We start from the raw sequence: 20,320 nt of genomic DNA, 5'->3' as shown, positions 1-20,320 counted from the left end.
CCATAAAAAATAAAGCCTTTAATTTAAAATTAAAGGCTTTATTAATAAAGACTGGGGGAATGCTTTTCTTATAGTTCAAATTTAGACAAAAAGTCAGTAATTATTAAAAAAAACAAGGGTGTTTTATGGGTAGTCGACGGGTAGTAAACGGGTAGTAAATCGATGTAAACCTTTGTTTTTACTGGTTTTTATCAATTGTCAGCACCTCTTTCCTACTTTTTATATTTAGTTTCCCGTAAATATTTTTTACATGAAACTTTACCGTATTAATAGATACATTTACCTCTAAAGCAATTTCTTTATTAGACTTACCAATTACAATTAAATCGAAAACCTCTCTTTCTCTAATACTTAAATTCTCTATATCTTTAATTTTAGATTCTTTGTCTATATTACTCGTTAATAAATCTATCTCTTTATTAAAATTAATTATTTCGTTCTTCATGTAAGAATTTCTTTTTCTTAATGTCTTTTCTCTATATACAACTGCAAAAGATAAAGTAACAACTTGCACAAGGCCTCCAATTTTCATATTGAAAGGGGCATTGTCAAAAAATGAAATTCCGAAATTCTTTAGGACTGTAAAATTAATTCCATTAAATAATATAATAACAAATGCAATTGTAAATAACTTAATGTGCGCACTCTTATTAATTAAAAGTACACTTACAATCCAATAGGTTAAAAACAAAAGAAAAGTTAATATATTTAAAATAACAAACAATTCTGATTTTCTAAAGAAATAGAATAGTACTACAAACAAAAATATATTGACTATAATAATATGTGAATATTTTTTTAACCCAGGATAATAATTATCAACTAATAAAAAGTTATGAGCAAACTTAAAAGAGAAAAAACCAAGAAAAAAATAATTGAATAAAATTAAATTATCAATAATAGTATTATTAAAATTAAAAAAGTTAAAAATACCATCTGATGCCAAAAAGGCAAATACTAAACTCATTAGTAAAAAACAGTGATGAATAAAAGAGTTATCTTTAAAGAAAAAATAATAAACAATACTAAAAACAATAATTAAAAAAGCAGCACCATAATAAAAACTGTTAATTAAAATTTGGACACTTTCATCAAAATGATACTCTTCTTCTAATTTTAACTCGACCGGATAATATGCACTATACTCTGAACTAACTTTTATAAAAACAGGATAATCTCTTTGTATTTTATATGAAGTAAATCTAGAATTTTTTATTTTTTCTAATGGCCTTCTATTTTGATATGCTATAGAGTTGTTAGCTCTGTAATTTTTTATTCTAAAAATATAATCCTCTTTAGAATTAGATGCTGGTATTTTAAACCAATAAATAGCGTCTGATTGTTTTTCTAAAATATTATTCTCTAACAAATTAAAAGTTTTATCTTCTATATCTAAAACTTCTAAATTGGCTTCAAAATCTTTATAATAGTATATTTCTGACTGAGAAAGGGCAGTAAAAGTAAAAAAGATAAATACTAGTATAAGCTTATTTTTCATGGCTACTTTTCTAAATCTTTAAAAATTGAATGTAAAAGAAATTATTTTCCACAGAAAAACCTAAAAATGAATTTATTGAAATCTTTTACATTACCTAAGGTACAATTTTAAATTTATCTTAACATTATATAGTTAATATTTCATTTTTTTAACTTAATATTAAGATATTGCCTTATTAAAATAATTTTGTTTGATTCTCATCATCTCTCTTCTTTTCTTCAGCCTTTTTTTCGCTATCGATTTTTGCAAAGCTATTTTTGCTTTTTCTTCTGCAGAAAGTTCCTCTAAAATTGGCTTTTTTGTTTCAGGTACTGGTACATCAATTGGTAATTTGTCATCTACTGCCTCTTCATTTTCTTGATCTGAACCGCTACTTTCAACCTCTTCCTCTTCTACTTCATATGGTAAAGATTCTAAAAGATTTACATTTTTAATCTTATCTGTAGTTAACTGGTTTCCTTGCGCTTTGATTCCTTTTACAGCTATAAACTCTTCAAAATTAACTTCTTCATTATCTAAACTCCTTTTAGAAAACTGAATTTCTGCTACAGGTCTGTAATCTGTTGCTACAATTTCTAGTTGAGACTTTGCATGTTCTGAAATAAAAACCTCTTCCTTGTCAACTGATTCAATTAAAAATCGTTTTACATAATAACGTTCTTTTTCACCATCAAAATAAATAGCAGAAATTGGTTTTTTAGGTTGCCATTTTTCTAAAACGATCATATCGTCTTCAAAATGCATTGTTAAATCTGGCTTTACAGCTTTTGCTTTACCAGATTGTGTTATAATTAGCAATTTATCTTCTGCTCTAAACTCACCTAAAAGCTCTCCTCTTTCGTCGACATTTAAACGTTGCACTGTATCATCAAACCAAATTTTTCGTGGTTTTAGTGTAGAAACTCCTTCCGATTTAAAATCAATAGATTTAATTGAATACTTTGTAATTCTATTTCCTCTTACTGATCTACCTTTTACTGCTAAATCTGCAAAATCTATATCCCATTTTAATTTCTTAACACTTCCAACAGAACGCAAATTAACTGTTACAACTTCTGCTTCTCCGTTAGGATTTGCAGTAAAATAATGCACAATAGAACCTTTATTTCCGTTTGTTAAATCGTACTCTTTATCTCTTGTAACAGAAGTTACGTTAAAACGTTTCATGTAAGATGGTCCTCTTACACCATCTCTGTACATAAAATTATAAACAGTTCTTTTATCTTTCTTTTTAAAGACAGCTACGTGTATAACATCTTTACCAACAAAGGTTTTAGAATCTACTTTTGTTACCATCATTTTACCATCTTTTCTAAAGATAATAATATCATCTATATCAGAACAATCTGTTACAAATTCGTCTCTTTTTAATGAAGTACCAATAAAACCTTCTGCTCTATTTACATAAAGTTTGGCATTATTCATTGCAACTTTAGAGGCCACAATATCATCAAATATTCTAATCTCTGTTTTTCGTTCTTTTCCTTTACCGTAAGTATCTTTTAAACGCTTAAAGTAAGTAACTGCAAACTCAATTAAATTGTCTAGATGCCCTTTTACCTCTGCAATTTTTTCTTCTAAACTTTCTATAAATTGCTTCGCCTTATCAATATCGAATTTTGATATTTTCTTAATACGAATTTCTGTTAAACGTGTAATATCTTCTACAGTAATTGCTCTTTTTAAATGTTTTATGTGTGGTTGTAAACCTTTATCAATTGCTTCTATTACACCGTCCCAAGTTTCTTCTTCTTCTATATCTCTATAAATTCTATTTTCAATAAAAATTCTTTCTAAAGATGAAAAATGCCACTGCTCTTCTAATTCGTTTAACTGAATTTCTAATTCTTTTTTAAGCAATTCTACCGTTAAATCTGTAGAGTGCTTTAACATTTCTGATACACCTGCAAATACTGGTTTATTATCTTGAATTGTACAAGCTAACGGAGAAATAGAGGTTTCGCAATTTGTAAAAGCGTACAACGCATCTATAGATTTATCTGGCGATACGTTGGGTGGTAAATGCACTAAAATTTCTACTTCTGCAGCTGTATTATCTTCTATCTTCTTTATCTTAATTTTACCTTTATCATTGGCTTTTAAAATACTATCAATTAAAGATGTTGTAGTTGTAGAAAAAGGTATTTCTGAAATTACCAAAGTCTTTTTATCTAACTGAGAAATTTTTGCTCTAACACGTACTTTTCCACCACGCTTACCATCATTATAATTGGTAAAATCTGCAATTCCGCCCGTTAAGAAATCGGTACAATTTTAAAACTTCTTCCTTTTAAATATTTTATAGAAGCGTCTATTAACTCAATAAAATTATGTGGTAAAACTTTTGTTGATAATCCTACAGCAATTCCTTCTGCTCCTTGGGCTAGTAATAACGGAAATTTTACAGGTAAATCTATCGGTTCTTTTCTTCGTCCATCATAAGACAACTTCCATTCTGTTGTCTTCGGATTAAACACAACGTCTAACGCAAATTTAGATAAACGAGCTTCTATATAACGAGAAGCTGCTGCACGGTCGCCGGTTAAAATATTACCCCAGTTACCTTGCATATCGATTAGTAATTCTTTCTGACCAATTTGCACCATCGCATCTGCAATACTTGCGTCTCCATGCGGATGATACTGCATTGTATGACCAACAATATTTGCTACTTTATTGTAACGTCCATCGTCTAAATCTTTCATAGAATGCATAATTCTACGTTGCACTGGTTTTAAACCGTCTTCTAAAGAAGGTACGGCTCTTTCTAAAATTACATACGAAGCATAATCAAGAAACCATTCTTTGTACATTCCTGTAACCTTAGTTATGGTTTCTTCTTGAGGCGAATCTAATTGTTCTCCTTCATTTGTTAATTCTTCTTCGTGTTCGTTTTCGTTTATTTCTTCACTCATGTAAAAAACGTTTATTCGTTTAAGAGTTTATTTATTTATTCTTTGGGCGTTTTAACAGGCTTTACGTTATATCTTTTTAGTTTTGTTCTCGATAAAAATTTGCTCATTCTTCACAAATTTACTCGAACTGACAACTAAAAAGGATGCCACTTCAATCCTTAACGCAAAAAAATATATATTTACTAAATATCAGTTTTTTTAAAAAAATAACATCTAATAAATTCCTTATTTCTTTTCTTTTACTCCTCTAATAATCAACTGCAATGCTAAAGACATCATAGCTGATGATAAAATCCCTAAATAGGCAGAAGTGTTTTCTTTGTACGAAAAATCATTATAATTAACCTGTGTTATCCGGAAAATTAAAATGATTAGAAAAATTATTGAAAATATATTAAAAACTGTCTTTACTTTTTTCATCTATGCTTCGTCTTCTACGTAATCTAATTCTACTTTTAAATTCTCGATAATAAATTTCTGTCTGTCTGGTGTATTTTTACCCATATAAAACTGCAACATTTGTTCTATAGACATTTCTTTATCTAACATCACAGGATCTAATCGAATATCATCACCAATAAAATGTACAAATTCGTTTGGCGAAATCTCACCCAAACCTTTAAATCGAGTTATTTCTGGTTTCCCTCTTAATTTTTCAATTGCCTCTCGTTTTTCTTCATCAGAATAACAATAAAAAGTTTGTTTTTTGTTTCTTACTCTAAATAACGGAGTTTCTAGAATGAACAAATGTCCTTCTTTTATCAATTCAGGAAAAAACTGTAAGAAAAAGTGATCAATAATAAACGAATATGCATACCATCTACATCGGCATCGGTAGCAATTACAATATTATTATAACGTAAATCTTCTAAACCATCTTCTATATTTAAAGCTGCTTGTAACAGATTAAATTCTTCATTTTCGTACACAATCTTTTTACTTAATCCGTAAGAGTTTAAAGGTTTTCCTTTTAGACTAAATACGGCTTGAGTATTTACATTTCTAGATTTTGTGATAGAACCCGATGCAGAATCTCCCTCTGTAATAAATAGTGTTGTTTCTAGATAGTTCTCTTTTTTAACATCACCTAAATGTATTCTACAATCTCTTAATTTTTTATTATGTAAACTTGCCTTTTTAGCTCTATCTTTTGCTAATTTTCGAATACCAGATAATTCTTTACGCTCTTTTTCTGCCTGAATTATCTTTTTCTGCAGTGTTTCTGCTACATCGGCATTTTTGTGTAAAAAATTATCTAACTTGGTTTTTAAAAAATCATTAATATACGTTCTAACGGTTGGCAAATCACCTCCCATATCTGTAGAACCTAATTTGGTTTTTGTCTGACTTTCAAAAACAGGTTCCATTACTTTTATGGCAATCGCAGAGATAATAGATTTTCTAATATCAGAAGCTTCAAAACTTTTTCCGTAGAAGTCTCTAATAGTTTTTACAACTGCTTCTCTAAATGCCGCTTGGTGTGTACCACCTTGTGTTGTATGTTGCCCGTTTACAAAAGAGTGATATTCTTCTGAATATTGTGTTTTACTGTGTGTAATTGCAACCTCTATATCATCTCCTTTTAAATGAATTATTGGATACAACATGTCCTCTTTATTATTGTTGTCTTCTAATAAATCTTTCAATCCGTTTTTAGAAAAGAATTTTTCTCCATTAAAAATAATGGTTAAACCAGGATTTAGATATACGTAGTTCTTTAGCATTTTAGCTACATATTCATTTCTGAACTTGTAGTTTTTAAAGATCGTTTCATCGGGTACAAATGAAACTTTGGTACCTTTTCTACGCGAAGACTCTTCTAAAAACTCTTCATTTTCTAGATTACCTTGAGAAAATTCTGCAGAAGCAGATTTTCCTTCTCTAGAAGATTCTACTCTAAAATAAGAAGAAAGTGCATTTACAGCTTTTGTACCAACACCATTTAAACCTACAGATTTCTTAAAAGCTTTCGAATCGTATTTACCACCCGTATTCATTTTAGAAACTACATCGACTACTTTACCTAAAGGAATACCTCTACCATAATCTCTAACAGTAACTTTACTACCGTGAATAGAAATTTCAATGGTTTTTCCAGCACCCATTACATACTCGTCAATAGAGTTGTCTAACACTTCTTTTACAAGAATATAAATACCATCATCTGCAGAAGAACCGTCACCTAACTTACCAATGTACATTCCGGGACGCATTCTTATATGCTCTTTCCAGTCTAAAGATCTAATATTATCTTCTGTATATTTTGTTTCTTGACTCATATAATCTCTTGCTACTATTGGTTTGGCGTATCGTAAAAATAAGTTTTAAGCACTAAAAAATAAACATTTTTAGCAATTAGTTATCAACATCATTTTAACGAACTAAAACCTAAAAATAAGGGTAAAAATCACAATAAAAAACAATTTGTTGTATTTTTAAACAAAACGTAATTTATTAAACAATTTATTTACTTTTGACACTCTAAAATTATTTAAAATTGGAAAGTACACAATTAACAGCGTTGGCAAATAAATACGGAAGTCCTTTATATGTTTACGATACAGACAAAATAGAATCTCAATACAACAGATTAACAAATGCTTTTAGCAGCGTAAAAAACTTAAAGTTAAATTATGCTGTAAAAGCACTATCTAACATTAATATTTTACAGTTTTTCAAAAACTTAGGTTCTAGGTTAGATACTGTTTCTTTTCAAGAAGTTCAGTTATGTTTAGCTACAGGTATAGACCCTAAAGATATTATTTACACACCAAACGGAGTTTCTTTATCTGAAATTGAAGAAGTTGCAAAATTAGGTGTTCAAATTAATATTGATAACCTTTCTATTTTAGAGCAATTTGGTCAAAAACATCCAAATATTCCGGTTTGTGTTCGTATAAATCCACATATTATGGCTGGTGGAAATTCTAAAATTTCGGTTGGTCATATCGATTCTAAATTCGGAATTTCAATACACCAAGTACCACACATTAAGCGTGTTGTAGAAAATACCGGAATGAATATTAACGGAATTCACATGCACACAGGTTCTGATATTTTAGATATCGATACTTTTTTACGTGCTTCGGATATTTTATTTGATGTTGCAAGACAATTCGAAAATATAGATTTTATCGATTTTGGTAGCGGATTTAAAGTACCTTATAAAGAAGGTGATATTTCTACAGACATCGAGCAATTAGGTTTACAATTATCTGAAAGATTTAATGAGTTTTGTACAGAATACGGTAAAGATATTACTTTAATGTTCGAACCTGGTAAATTTTTGGTTTCAGAAGCTGGTGTATTTTTAGCAAAAGTTAACGTTGTAAAACAAACAACTTCTACCGTATTTGCACACGTAGATTCTGGTTTTAACCACTTAGTTAGACCAATGATGTATGATTCTTATCATCATATCACAAATATTTCGAATCCTACAGGTAGAGATCGTTATTATTCTGTGGTAGGTTATATTTGCGAAACAGATACTTTTGCGTCTAATAGAAGAATTGCAGAAATTTCTGAAGAAGATATTTTATGTTTTCATAACGCTGGTGCTTATTGCTTTTCTATGGCTTCTAATTACAATTCTCGCTATTTACCTGCAGAAGTTATGGTGCATAAAGGGCAAGATTATCTTATCAGAAAAAGACAAACAATTAAAGACATTTTAAACAATCAAGAAACTATAGATTTCTCTAAAACAAAGGCTTCTAAAAAAGAAAAAGTAGAAGCTTAACAAAAATATAAACCATTAAAAATCCACCAAAGCAATTGTTTTTGGTGGATTTTTTTATATTTACTAATCCATAAACAAACAATAACCACAATGAAAATATTAGGAATAGGTAGTAATTATGTTACCGATTTAAAAGACATTGAAGAAAAGAAAAAAGGTAAAAAATTCATCTTTTCAAAACCAGAATCTAGTTTAGCTATAAATCGTGATGTAGTTTACCCAAGTGAAATTACAAACGAGTTAATTTACGAAGTAGAATTGGTTGTAAAAATTGGTAAAGAAGGTAAAAACATTACCAAAGAAGATGCAAACACTTACATTTCTGAAATTGCCGTTGGTATCGATTATACAGCTACGGATATCCTAAAAAACGCGAGAGAAACAAAGCATCCTTGGGAATTTGCAAAAGGTTTTGATGGTGCTGCTCCTATTTCTAGTTTTAAACCTGTTTCTAATTACAATTTAGATGATATAGACTTCGACTTAAAGATTAACGGAGTAGAAAAACAAAAGAGCAATACAGCATATATGATAAATGATTTTGCTGATATTATTGTGTTTATTTCTAAATATATGACCTTACAACCTGGCGATTTAATTTTTACTGGCACACCCGCTTTAGGTAAAGGAGAAATCTTTAAAGGAGATCATTTACAGTGTTCTGTAAACGGAGAATTGCTATTAGATTTTAAAATGATTTAAGTAAATATTGATGAAGATTAGACTTTCTAAAATTGAAGACATCCCGAGAAATTGCTATTATTATTGATGATGCAAAAGCGTATTTAAAATCACAAAAAATAGATCAATGGCAAAACGGATATCCAAATGCAACACAAGTTGAAAACGATATCAAAAATAATGAAAGTTATGTGGTTGTAAATGATGAAAATCAAATTATGGCAACTTCTATGTTCACTTTAAGAAAAGAACCAACTTATAAGGAAGTTATTGATGGTGAATGGATGGTTTCTGAAAATGAAAAATACGGTGTAATTCATAGAATGGCAATAAAAAAAGAATTTAGAAAATTTGGGCTAGCCACTTTTATGTTTCATGAGTTTCATTTACAATTATTAGAAAAAAAGTTAGAAGTTTAAAAATTGATACACACGAAGATAACCTTGGTATGCAATCTTTATTAAAAAAATTAGGTTACAAATACTGCGGAATTATATACACCAATTACAATGCAAAAAGATTAGCTTTTGAAAAAGTAATTACTTAAAACACAAAATAAAACTATATTTACATCCTCATAAAATTTATTTTTATGAGGTTTTTTTTCGCTTAAATTCAAATTAAAAATGCAGTTACTTCAATATATAACACAACAAACACAATTTTCTTCTAAATCTGTAGAGAATACAATTTCTTTATTAAATGAAGATGCTACAATTCCTTTTATCAGTAGATATAGAAAGGAAATGACAGGTAATTTAGATGAAGTAGAAATAGGCGAAATTGTAAAATTTAAAGAAGCTTTCGAAACTTTAGAAAAACGTAAAAAAAGTATTTTAAAGGCGCTAGAAGAACAAGCTGTCTTAACATCAGCATTAACCGAAAAAGTAAATAATTCTACAGATTTAATTTCTTTGGAAGATTTGTATTTACCTTTTAAGAAAAAGCGAAAAACAAAAGCAGAAACTGCGAGATTACAAGGTTTAGAACCGTTGGCAAAAATGATAATGAGTCAACGTGTAAATGATTTAGAATATACGGCTTCAAAATACATTAAAAATGATGTTGAAACTCTTGAAGCAGCTTTAGAAGGCGCTCGTTATATTATTGCAGAATGGATTAATGAACGTGCAGACATCAGAAATAATATAAGAAGAGAATTAGAACGTTTTGCTACAATTTCATCCAAAGTAATAAAGTCTAAAAAAGACGATGAAAAAGCACAAAAATTTAAAGATTATTTTGATTGGAATGAGTCTTTAAATAAAATTCCTTCTCACAGATTTTTAGCAATTTTAAGAGCCGAAAATGAGGGTTTTATCAGAATTAAAATTGAAGTTGATAGCGAAAGATTATTGCAAAGAATTGAAAATAGAATTATTAGAACGCAAAATGAATGTTCAGAACAAATAGAATCCGCTATTAAAGATGCCTTCAAACGATTACTATATCCTTCTTTATCTAACGAAAGACTTTCACTAGCAAAAGAAAAAGCAGATAATGATGCTATTTTAGTGTTTTCTAAAAACCTAAAACAATTACTTTTAGGAGCACCTTTAGGTGAAAAAAGAGTGTTAGCCATAGACCCGGGTTTTAGATCTGGATGTAAAATAGTATGCTTAAATGAATTAGGAGAATTAATGCATAACGAAACCGTTTTTCCGCATGAACCTCAAAATAAAAAAATTGAAGCCATTCAAAAAATTAGTTCGTTAGCAGAAGCATATAAAATTGATGCTATTGCTATTGGTAACGGTACTGCTTCTCGTGAAACTGAACAATTGGTAAAGAAAATTCAATTTAAAAATACTGTTGATGTTTTTGTTGTTAGTGAAGCTGGCGCTTCTATTTATTCAGCTTCAAAAATTGCAAGAGACGAATTTCCTAATTACGATGTAACCGTTCGTGGATCTGTTTCTATAGGTAGGCGTTTGCAAGATCCGTTGGCAGAATTGGTTAAAATTGATGCTAAATCGATTGGTGTTGGCCAATACCAACATGATGTCGATCAAACTAAATTAAAAAAATCTTTAGATGCAACTGTAGAAAGTTGTGTAAACACCATCGGAGTAAATATTAATACGGCAAGCGAATCTTTATTAAGTTATGTCTCCGGAATCGGGCCAAAATTAGCTGAAAACATTGTAAATTACAGAAATAAAAATGGTTCTTTTTCTTCTAGAAACGATATAAAAAAAGTACCTCGTTTAGGAGAGAAAGCTTTTGAGCAAGCGGCAGGTTTTTTAAGAATTAAGAATGGTGAAAATCCGTTAGATGATTCTGCTGTGCATCCAGAAAGTTATGCTTTAGTAGATAAAATTGCAAAAGACAATAAGATAAAAGTTGCAGATCTTATTGGAAAATCTGATTTGATAAAGCAAATAAATCTAAAAAACTATATTACAGAAACCATTGGTTTGCCAACTTTAACAGATATTGTAAAAGAATTAGAAAAACCTGGTTTAGATCCAAGAGAAAAGGCCAAAGTTTTCTCTTTTGATGCAACTATTAAAACAATTTCAGATTTAAGAATCGGGCAATTATTACCCGGCATTGTAAATAACATTACCAATTTTGGTTGTTTTGTAGACATTGGTATTAAAGAAAGTGGTCTAATTCATGTTTCTAATCTATCGGATACTTTTGTAAAAGATGTAAATACTATTGTAAGTTTGCAACAACAAATTATAGCAAAAGTTTTAGAGGTTGATGTTGTGAGAAAACGAATTCAATTAGCTTTAATTAAATAACATTTTTATTCTTAAAATATGAGCAAAAAAGAAAAAACAGCGTTATGGGATGACTTAACGGATTCTCAAAAGAATGAAATACAACAAGAAGTTATTAATTCTAATAAAAAGAAAAAATCTACTTGGGAAGATCTTAAAAAAGAACTTTCTAAGCTGAAATAAAATTTAGTTAATAGGTATGTAAAGTTTAAATTATATAAAACTTCAAATTTATTAACAATCGTAAAAAGAGCTTAATTAAATATATAATTATTTACTACTTTCGACCACACAAAAATAATTAATGAAAGTCTGCATCGCTGAAAAACCATCTGTAGCAAGAGAAATTGCTAACATTCTAGGAGCCAACACAAAACGTGACGGTTTTTATGAAGGAAATGGCTATGCGGTAACTTATACTTTTGGACATTTGTGTACACTTTTAGAGCCTAAAGATTACAAACCACACTGGAAAAGTTGGGATTTGAACAACTTACCAATGTTACCAGATCGTTTCGATACAAAAGTTACTGGAGATTCCGGAATTAAAAAACAATTTAACATCGTAAAATCTTTATTCGAAAAAGCAGATGTTATTATAAATTGTGGGGATGCCGGTACAGAAGGAGAACTGATACAACGTTGGGTAATTAACCAATGTAATTATAAAGGTAAAGTAGAACGTTTATGGATCTCTTCACTTACAGAGGAAGCTATAAAAGACGGATTTAAAAATTTAAAACCTGCAGAAGATTACGATAATTTATATTACGCAGGCTATTCTCGTGCTATCGGAGATTGGTTATTGGGTTTAAATGCAACTCGTTTATATACAGTAAAATTTGGCGGCTTTAAACAAGTTTTGTCAGTTGGTAGAGTGCAAACTCCTACCCTAGCCATGTTGGTAAACCGTTATTTCGAAATACAAAATTTTAAACCACAACCTTACTGGGAACTGCAAACTACCTACAGAAATACGCTGTTTAATTATGAAGATGGACGGTTTTTAAAGAAAGAAGATGGTGTAATTTTAGCAAATAAAGTTGCAGAATCAGATTTTGAAATTGTTTCTGTAACGAAGAAGAAAGGAAAAGAATATGCACCAAAATTATTCGATTTAACAGGTTTGCAAGTATATTGTAATAACAAGTTCGGTTTTTCTGCAGACGAAACTTTAAAAATCGTACAGAAATTATATGAAATGAAAGTAGTAACCTACCCAAGAGTAGATACTACTTTTTTACCAAACGATTTGTATCCAAAAATACACGGTATTTTATCTAAATTAACCAATTATAGCGAATTAACACAACCACTTTTAGGTCAGAAAATCAAAAAAACAAAGCGTGTTTTTGATGATAAAAAAGTTACAGATCACCATGCAATAATTCCTACAGGAATTCAAGGTAATTTGCAATACAACCAACAACAGGTTTACGATATTATTACAAGAAGATTTATTGCAGTATTTTATCCAGATTCTGATGTTTCTAATACATCTGTAATTGGTAAGGCAGCAGAAGTTCCTTTTAAAACAACCGGAAAAGAAATTTTAAATAAAGGTTGGCGTGTTGTTTTTGAAACTAAAGAAAGTAAGGTTAAAAAAGAAATGAATGAGAAAATGACGTTGCCTTCTTTTGTAAAAGGAGAAAAAGGAACTCATGAACCTTCTTTTTTAGAAAAAGAGACAAAACCACCAAGAAATTACACAGAAGCAAGTTTATTACGCGCCATGGAAACTGCAGGAAAGCAAGTTGATGATGACGAAATGCGCGAATTAATGAAAGAAAACGGAATTGGAAGACCGTCTACAAGAGCAAGTATTATAGAAACTTTATTTCGAAGAAAATATATTGAGCGTAAGAAAAAACTGGTATTACCAACACAAACTGGCATCGATTTAATTAATATTATTGACAACGAATTATTAAAATCTGCCGAATTAACCGGACTTTGGGAAAAACGTTTGAAAGAAATTGAACGAGGCGATTTTAACGCAGGAACGTTTATCAATAATATGAAAAAAATGGTTGATGAGTTGGTGTATGAAGTCCGTTCTAATAAATCTAAAAAAGAATTTCTTCTGCAAACACAAATCAAGTAAAGCAAACAGAAGCTGCGAAACCAAAAGCTAAATCGAAAAAAGAAGTTACGGGTAAAACCTGCCCAAAATGTAAAAAAGGAAAGCTTTTAAAAGGTACTTCTGCTTATGGCTGTTCTGAATACAAAGCTGGTTGCGACTTAAAAATACCTTTTGAAATTTACGGTAAAAAAGTTTCTGAAAATCAAACTATTCGATTAATTGATAAAGGTTGTACAACAAACTTAAAAGGTTTTGTTTTAAATGATAATAAAGTTGATGGTTTAATAAGGTTTGATGAAAATTTCGCTTTAAAACTAGAACCTAAACAACAAGCTGTTAAAAAAGTTGCCACAAATTCTTCGGATACAATTAGCTGCCCTAAATGTAAAAAAGGAACAGTTTTAAAAGGAAAAACGGCTTACGGATGTTCTAATTACAAATCTGGTTGTGATTTTGTTTTTACATTCGAAAACATAAAAAAAATAGCAAATGGGCAACCTTTAACTAAAGAATTGGTTCTTAGTATTATTTCTAAGTAAAGTAAAATATCGTTTGCAGATATTTAATTTAATTACTTAAATGGTTAAAGTTCACAAATAATTCTAGCCCTGATTGTAGCATTTGTTTGAGCTCTTTTTTCTTTTTCTGAAAAAAAGCGAGTGCGAAAAGCAGGAAAAAGCTTCAAAAAAAATTATAACATATTTCTTTCGTAAAACTTTTCTACTTTTTCTCTAGCCCAAGGTGTTGTTCTTAAAAACTTTAAAGAAGATTTATATGTTGGGTTATTTCTAAAAGCATTTATGTTTAATCGATCTCCTAATTCTTCCCAACCATATTCTTTAAACAATTGTTCTAAAATTGTTGCCAATTTTATACCGTGCATTGGGTTGTTTGGTTGTTCTTTACTCATTATTATTAGAATTTGCTATCGTTAAAATTAAGTCTGAATTTATAATTGATTTGTTATTAGAAGTATTTGCGACCGTTTTCATACAAGTTGCAATTTTATCCGGATGAATCATTTTGAACTTTTTTAAAGGCCCGAAAAACAACGGATTTAAGAGTTTCATAATTCCTTTACCGATACTTTCTCCTAAACGAAACTCATCTCTTTTACCACCAATTAAAGAAGGTCTTAAAATATATGTGTTTTTTATTTTTTGAGCTAAAATATCTCTTTCCATTTCGCCTTTAACTCTGTTGTAAAATAAAGAACTTTTGCGTCTGCACCCATAGAAGACATCACTACAAAAGTAGCAATATTGTTTGTTTTGGCTAATTTTGCAGCAGTAACAGGTATGCCATAATCTATAGATTTGTACTTTTCTTTATCTTTTGTTTTTGCCGCTGTTGTGCCAATACAACAAAACACTTGATCTGCTGTAAAAAGTGTTTTTTGCGCTTCTAAAGCAAACATATCTATTAAATGCTCTTCTATTTTACTTGATGATATATTTACAGTACTTCTAGAAAAAGTTTGATTTTTGTATACGAAGCATCTGCAATTAACTTTTGTAAAAGTAAATTACCGGTTAAACCTGTTGCGCCTAATATGATTGCTGTTTTGCTCATTTATTTATCTAAATCTGGTAAAACAAAATCGTCTAAAACAGACTTTTTAGCCATCATTTTTTCGATTTCTTCTACGGTTCTTGGTGCTTCGGCAGAAAGATTTTTGGGCCCATTTTTAGTTATCAAAATATCATCTTCTATTCTAATACCAATTCCCCACCATTTTTTATCGCAGTTACTTCCTTCCGGAATGTATATTCCTGGTTCCATAGTAACCACCATATTTTCTTCAAAATTACCATAATTTCCTGGATCGTGCACGTCTAAACCAATATGATGTGAAGTTCCGTGAGGATAATATGGATGTTTTTCGTCAATAGATTTTATAATGCCCAATTTGAACAAACCTTCGTCTACAATTTTCTTAGAAATTAGATTTGGTTTCGCCATACTTTCTCCTATCTTATAAGCCGCAATACCTGCTTCTTGAGCCTTGTAAACTATTTCGTAAATGGCTTTTTGTTCTTCTGTAAACTTACCGTTTGCCGGAATTGTACGGGTTACATCTGCCGTATAACCTCGATACTCTGCGCCTAAATCCATTAAAACTAAATCGTTACCAACTTTTGTTTTATTATTTTCTATATAATGTAATATACAACCGTTATTTCCTGCACCAACAATAGACGGATATCCTTCATATTCTGCACCATATTTTTTATAAACAAACTCGTGTATCCCTTGTAATTCTGTTTCAGACATATGAGGTTTCATGGCTTTCATTACTTCTACTTGCCCAATTGCAGAGATTCTTACTGCCTTAGTTAATAAAACCAATTCTTCTTTTGTTTTAACCTCTCTTAAAGTTGCTAAATTTCTAGATAAAAAAGTTACATCAATATTTGTTTTAGCATTTAATTTTAAGGCTATCTTTTGCTGTAAATCTTTCTTTAAATTAACATCTGTAGCTTCTTTAAACTTCATTAAATCCTCATCATTTTTTAAAGATGCATCATAAGCAACTGCTCTACCAATTATTTGCGCAACATTAGCACTGTTTTCTATTGGTGTAGATTTTACCATTTCATAAATCTGCTTTTTTAATGGTGACAAAAAGTTTTTTGGATTAAAATCTGCTTTTTCTTTAAAAGACAATACTAAATCATATAACTCTGCTTTTTCTCTGGCAGAATTTCTATAATCGTCATTAAATTTTTCGATAAAAACTCTATCAAATTTTTTAAAATCTAGTTTATCATTTATAAAATCTTCGCCATTTTTTGCTACTTTAAAACCTAATTCATTTATTGCTCCTTCGACTCCTAACCTTTTACCATTCCATTGTTCTGCTCTTTTATTTTTTTCTGAACATATAAGACTTCGTTATAAACTAATCCGTTTTCATCAGTTTGATTTTCAGAAAACAAAACTAAAACTCCGTTTGGTTCTCTATAACCTGTTAAATAATAAAAATTAGGATCTTGATGAAAAACATAATCCACATCATTAGCTCTATTTCTTAAAGGGTTTGCAAATACTACAGCTACAGAATTTTTTGGCATTTTTGCTCGTAAAGCATCTCTTTTACTTTTATGAAAATCTTTGGATAAAAAATCTGATGGTGTTTGTGAAAATCCGTTGCATGTAATTGCTAAAAAAGCAATTAAAATAAATTTGAATGGCTGCATTGTAGCTGATTTATAAGTTGTTTACCCAAATGTAACATTATTTATTTTTTAGTTAAAAATATTAACAAAATATTAGTGATTGATAATTGCGAATTTTTCAATAATTTAGCGCTAAATTTAAGAAATCTATACATGAAAAATATTGCATTACATTCAGTTCACGAAAAATTAGGCGCTAAAATGGTACCTTTTGCTGGTTACAATATGCCGGTTCAATACGAAGGCGTTACTGCAGAACATTTAACGGTAAGAGAATCTGTTGGTGTTTTTGACGTGAGCCATATGGGTGAGTTTTTAGTTTCTGGTGAAAATGCTTTGGCACTGATACAAAAAGTAACTTCTAATGATGCTTCTAAATTAGAAATTGGAGATGCACAATATAGCTGTTTACCGAATACAGAAAACGGTATTGTAGATGATTTAATTTGTTACAGAATTAAAGAAAACGAATATCTTTTAGTAGTAAATGCATCTAACATAGAAAAAGACTGGAACTGGATTTCTTCTTACAACAAAGAATTTAATGCTGATTTAAGAGACTTATCAGAAGATTATTCTTTACTAGCAATTCAAGGTCCAAAGGCTGTTGAAGCAATGCAATCTTTATCTTCTTTAGATTTATCTGAAATACCATTTTATAAATTTAAAATTGGCGATTTTGCAGGTATCGAAAATGTAATTATTTCTGCTACAGGTTATACCGGTTCTGGTGGTTTTGAAATCTATTGCAAAAATGAAGAAGTAGAACAAATTTGGAATAGAGTTTTCTTAGCTGGTGCAGAATTTGGTATAAAACCAATTGGTTTAGCTGCAAGAGATACTTTAAGAACAGAAATGGGTTATTGTTTATACGGTAATGATATAGATGATACTACTTCGCCAATAGAAGCAGGTTTAGGTTGGATTACAAAGTTTTCTAAAGATTTTGTAAATTCTGAAGCTTTGGCAAAACAAAAAGCAGAAAAACCAACAAAAAAATTAGTTGCTTTTGAATTAAATGAAAGAGGTATACCAAGACAAGGTTATGATATTGTTGATGTTGAAGGTAACGTAATTGGTAACGTAACCTCGGTACCATGAGCCCTAGCTTAAATAAAGGTATTGGTTTAGGATATGTACCCACAAATATTGCAAAAAGTGGTACTCGAATTAATATTCAAATTCGAAAAAAAATAATACCAGCCACAATTGTAAAACTACCTTTTTATAAAGGATAAATATTTTAGAAAAACCTCACATATTTGTGAGGTTTTTTAGTTTAAAGAACTAATTTCACTTTTTAATTACTTCAAAAAAATTATATGAATTGTTTATTAACTGGCGGTACAGGAATTGTTGGTAGTCACATTATATTCGAATGGTTACGTAAAGCTATTGTAGATAAAACAGTTAATCATCTTTATGTAGTAATTCGAGCTCACGAAAAAACTGCAAAAGAAAGACTTTTAGCAATTCTTAAAGATAAATCTCGTCCTGAGTTTTTGAATAATTTTACACTAGAAGCTTGTTTAGAAAAAATCACCGTAATTTCTCATGATTTAGAATCTATAGATCAAACGGTTTTAAAAAAATATAATTTCGATACTGTTATACATTGCGCAGGCTCTACAAGTTTATTACAAACAACAGATTCTAAACAAATTGTTCATGCTCAAAATTATTTAGTAACTAAAAATCTTTTAGAAGAACTGCCTAAAAATGTAAAACGATTTTTATACATAAGTACTGCATATTCATTTGGTATTCAAGATAAAAAAGTAAACGACTCTATTGATAATTATAATGTCACAAATTTTAGAAATCCGTATGAGAAATCTAAATATGAAAGTGAATTTTATGTAAAAGAAACCTGCAAATTAAAAAATATAGACGCACAAATATTAAGACCAAGTATTATTTGCGGTAGATTATTAGATGCACCTTTTTTTGAAACTCCTAAATTTGATGTATTTTATTCTTGGGCAATCTTTTTAGACAAGTACGCTAAAAAATCTAAAAATAATTTTAGAATTTGGATTGATAAAGAAAGTGGTTTAAACATCGTTCCTGTAGATTTTGTTTCTAAAGCAATTTTACATGCTTTTTTAAATCCGACTATAAAAGAACTAAACATAGTAAACCCTAAACAAATTCTGCACAAAAATTATGTAGGTAGCGTTTTAGAATCTTTTAAAATAAATTCTTACGAATACGTTTCTGAAAAGCCGAGAAAACCTTAATAGTTTTGAACAGCTTTACTACAAAAGTATTGGTAATCTTTTTGAAAAATATGTTTCTGTACGATTTGCAGTTTAAATCTACCTTAATTTTAAAGTTTATTGAAGAATTAAAATTAGACATAACACTTGGTGTGCATGAAAACTTTATGAACTTAATTGACTTTTCCGTCGAAAAAAATTTAGAAAAAGTTATTACTAATTAAAACTCTAAACCTATGGATTCTTTAACTCAAATAGTCTTAGGCGCTGCTGTTGGTGAAGCCGTATTAGGCAAAAAAATTGGCAATAAAGCAATGTTGTATGGTGCTATTGCAGGCACAATACCGGATTTAGACGTAATTTCTAGCTTTTTTACAGATACCGTAACTGCTTTAGAAATTCATCGAGGTTTTACTCATTCTATTTTGTTCTCTGTAATATTTGCTCCAATTTTTGCTCTTGTAGTTTTAAAATTCGAGAAATATAAAAATTTTAAAGATTGGACTTTGCTCTTTTTTTGGGCCTTTATAACACATCCTATTTTAGATGCACAAACAACTTGGGGCACACAACTATTTTGGCCTTTAGATATAAGATTAGCCTTTAAAAATGTTTTTGTTGTAGACCCGCTATATACAATACCTTTTATCATTTTTGTGCTTTTAGCAATGTTTCAAAAAAGAACTTCTAAAAAGAGAAAAACTTACAATAATTTAGGGTTGATAATAAGTAGCTCTTACTTAGCCATTACCTTAATTTTAAAAGGTCTTTCTTACAAAAAATTCACCAAAGAGCTAAATAATCAAAACATTATCTATTCTAAAATTGCAACCAAACCTGCGCCCTTAAATACTATATTATGGTCTGCAAACGTAGAAACTAAAAATTCTTTTTAATTGGGCATTCATCTTTTTTGATAAAAACCCAATCGAATTTTCCCTTTATCCCAAGAATCATCACTTATTAGGAAATTTAAAGAATAATGAAAAAGTAAAACGAATGATTTCAATTTCTAAAGGTTGGTACACTATTAACAAACAAAATTCTGATTTATATTTTAATGATTTAAGATTCGGAACCCTAAGCATGCGTAAAAATGCAGAAAATTTTGTTTTTAAGTATAAAATTAATGTTGATGAAAATGAGAACGTAACTTTTATAGAAGTAAAAAAAGATAAAAATGATGCTAAAAACCTAATGTCTGATCTTTGGATGAGAATTAAAGGAAGTTAGTCTTAAAATTTTGTAAGGCTTCTAGCATAAAAACGATTAAT

13 protein-coding genes and 5 pseudogenes are annotated in these 20,320 nt (G+C 29.5%); 10 read left to right on the top strand and 8 right to left on the bottom strand.

Features of this window, described 5'->3' with window-relative positions; genetic code table 11:
* Positions 1-178: 178 nt before the first annotated feature.
* The 4 genes and pseudogenes from ACZ1HD_RS06785 to ACZ1HD_RS06770 form a co-directional block, all read right to left on the bottom strand.
* Complete coding sequence (locus ACZ1HD_RS06785; protein ID WP_472688991.1) at positions 179-1,498, bottom strand: LuxR C-terminal-related transcriptional regulator; 1,320 nt, start codon at positions 1,496-1,498, stop codon at positions 179-181.
* Positions 1,499-1,657: 159 nt separating this feature from the next.
* Positions 1,658-4,413, bottom strand: a pseudogene (locus tag ACZ1HD_RS06780) (DNA gyrase/topoisomerase IV subunit A).
* Positions 4,414-4,638: 225 nt separating this feature from the next.
* Complete coding sequence (locus ACZ1HD_RS06775) at positions 4,639-4,833, bottom strand: hypothetical protein (protein WP_472688990.1); 195 nt, start codon at positions 4,831-4,833, stop codon at positions 4,639-4,641.
* Positions 4,834-6,692: pseudogene (locus ACZ1HD_RS06770) on the bottom strand (DNA topoisomerase IV subunit B).
* Between the two features lie 218 nt (positions 6,693-6,910).
* Between ACZ1HD_RS06770 and lysA the strand changes: the two are divergent.
* The 6 genes and pseudogenes from lysA (at position 6,911) to ACZ1HD_RS06740 (ending at position 14,187) form a co-directional block, all read left to right on the top strand.
* Positions 6,911-8,155 (top strand): diaminopimelate decarboxylase, encoded by a 1,245-nt coding sequence (gene lysA, locus ACZ1HD_RS06765; RefSeq protein WP_472688989.1) that lies wholly within the window; start codon positions 6,911-6,913, stop codon positions 8,153-8,155.
* 90 nt (positions 8,156-8,245) lie between these two features.
* Positions 8,246-8,857, top strand: coding sequence for a fumarylacetoacetate hydrolase family protein (locus ACZ1HD_RS06760; RefSeq protein WP_472688988.1), 612 nt, complete (start codon positions 8,246-8,248; stop codon positions 8,855-8,857).
* A gap of 32 nt (positions 8,858-8,889) precedes the next feature.
* Entirely contained in the window at positions 8,890-9,255 is a 366-nt protein-coding gene (locus ACZ1HD_RS06755) for a GNAT family N-acetyltransferase (protein WP_472688987.1), read from the top strand.
* Positions 9,256-9,462: 207 nt separating this feature from the next.
* A complete protein-coding gene (locus ACZ1HD_RS06750; RefSeq protein WP_472688986.1) occupies positions 9,463-11,586 on the top strand; it encodes a Tex family protein in 2,124 nt (707 codons plus the stop codon).
* Positions 11,587-11,604: 18 nt separating this feature from the next.
* Entirely contained in the window at positions 11,605-11,748 is a 144-nt protein-coding gene (locus ACZ1HD_RS06745) for a hypothetical protein (RefSeq protein ID WP_154066972.1), read from the top strand.
* A gap of 121 nt (positions 11,749-11,869) precedes the next feature.
* Positions 11,870-14,187 (top strand): annotated as a pseudogene (locus ACZ1HD_RS06740) (DNA topoisomerase 3).
* Positions 14,188-14,339: 152 nt separating this feature from the next.
* Here the strand turns inward: ACZ1HD_RS06740 and ACZ1HD_RS06735 are convergent.
* The 4 genes and pseudogenes from ACZ1HD_RS06735 to ACZ1HD_RS06720 all read right to left on the bottom strand — a co-directional run bounded on the left by ACZ1HD_RS06735 (position 14,340) and on the right by ACZ1HD_RS06720 (position 16,848).
* Positions 14,340-14,558, bottom strand: a complete 219-nt coding sequence (locus ACZ1HD_RS06735) for a VF530 family protein (RefSeq protein WP_077809049.1) — start codon at positions 14,556-14,558, stop codon at positions 14,340-14,342.
* A complete protein-coding gene (locus ACZ1HD_RS06730; protein WP_472688985.1) occupies positions 14,551-14,832 on the bottom strand; it encodes a Rossmann-fold NAD(P)-binding domain-containing protein in 282 nt (93 codons plus the stop codon). Before ACZ1HD_RS06730 ends, ACZ1HD_RS06735 begins: the two co-directional genes overlap by 8 nt.
* The gene (locus ACZ1HD_RS06725; protein WP_472688984.1) at positions 14,814-15,065 is read right to left on the bottom strand and encodes a hypothetical protein; all 252 of its coding nucleotides are present in this window, start codon (positions 15,063-15,065) and stop codon (positions 14,814-14,816) included. Before ACZ1HD_RS06725 ends, ACZ1HD_RS06730 begins: the two co-directional genes overlap by 19 nt.
* A gap of 155 nt (positions 15,066-15,220) precedes the next feature.
* Positions 15,221-16,848 (bottom strand): annotated as a pseudogene (locus ACZ1HD_RS06720) (aminopeptidase P N-terminal domain-containing protein).
* Positions 16,849-16,980: 132 nt separating this feature from the next.
* Here ACZ1HD_RS06720 and gcvT point away from each other — a divergent pair.
* The 4 genes and pseudogenes from gcvT (at position 16,981) to ACZ1HD_RS06700 (ending at position 20,279) form a co-directional block, all read left to right on the top strand.
* Positions 16,981-18,065 (top strand): annotated as a pseudogene (gene gcvT, locus ACZ1HD_RS06715) (glycine cleavage system aminomethyltransferase GcvT).
* 84 nt (positions 18,066-18,149) lie between these two features.
* Positions 18,150-19,067, top strand: a complete 918-nt coding sequence (locus ACZ1HD_RS06710) for an SDR family oxidoreductase (RefSeq protein ID WP_472688983.1) — start codon at positions 18,150-18,152, stop codon at positions 19,065-19,067.
* Positions 19,068-19,282: 215 nt separating this feature from the next.
* On the top strand, positions 19,283-19,942 hold the full coding sequence (locus tag ACZ1HD_RS06705) for a metal-dependent hydrolase (RefSeq protein WP_472688982.1): 660 nt from the start codon (positions 19,283-19,285) through the stop codon (positions 19,940-19,942).
* A gap of 103 nt (positions 19,943-20,045) precedes the next feature.
* On the top strand, positions 20,046-20,279 hold the full coding sequence (locus ACZ1HD_RS06700) for a hypothetical protein (protein ID WP_472688981.1): 234 nt from the start codon (positions 20,046-20,048) through the stop codon (positions 20,277-20,279).
* Positions 20,280-20,320 lie beyond the last annotated feature (41 nt).

Source organism: Polaribacter sp. HA6-7, assembly GCF_055693625.1.
Note: the sequence above shows the minus strand (reverse complement) of the source record. Positions and strands in the feature narration are given on the sequence as shown.

Coding starts and splice junctions, on each gene's coding strand:
- ACZ1HD_RS06785 (WP_472688991.1), bottom strand. CDS start 1,498: ATGAAAAATAAGCTTATACTAGTATTTATCTTTTTTACTTTTACTGCC.
- ACZ1HD_RS06775 (WP_472688990.1), bottom strand. CDS start 4,833: ATGAAAAAAGTAAAGACAGTTTTTAATATATTTTCAATAATTTTTCTA.
- ACZ1HD_RS06760 (WP_472688988.1), top strand. CDS start 8,246: ATGAAAATATTAGGAATAGGTAGTAATTATGTTACCGATTTAAAAGAC.
- ACZ1HD_RS06750 (WP_472688986.1), top strand. CDS start 9,463: ATGCAGTTACTTCAATATATAACACAACAAACACAATTTTCTTCTAAA.
- ACZ1HD_RS06745 (WP_154066972.1), top strand. CDS start 11,605: ATGAGCAAAAAAGAAAAAACAGCGTTATGGGATGACTTAACGGATTCT.
- ACZ1HD_RS06735 (WP_077809049.1), bottom strand. CDS start 14,558: ATGAGTAAAGAACAACCAAACAACCCAATGCACGGTATAAAATTGGCA.
- ACZ1HD_RS06730 (WP_472688985.1), bottom strand. CDS start 14,832: ATGGAAAGAGATATTTTAGCTCAAAAAATAAAAAACACATATATTTTA.
- ACZ1HD_RS06725 (WP_472688984.1), bottom strand. CDS start 15,065: ATGTTTGCTTTAGAAGCGCAAAAAACACTTTTTACAGCAGATCAAGTG.
- ACZ1HD_RS06710 (WP_472688983.1), top strand. CDS start 18,150: ATGAATTGTTTATTAACTGGCGGTACAGGAATTGTTGGTAGTCACATT.
- ACZ1HD_RS06705 (WP_472688982.1), top strand. CDS start 19,283: ATGGATTCTTTAACTCAAATAGTCTTAGGCGCTGCTGTTGGTGAAGCC.
- ACZ1HD_RS06700 (WP_472688981.1), top strand. CDS start 20,046: ATGATTTCAATTTCTAAAGGTTGGTACACTATTAACAAACAAAATTCT.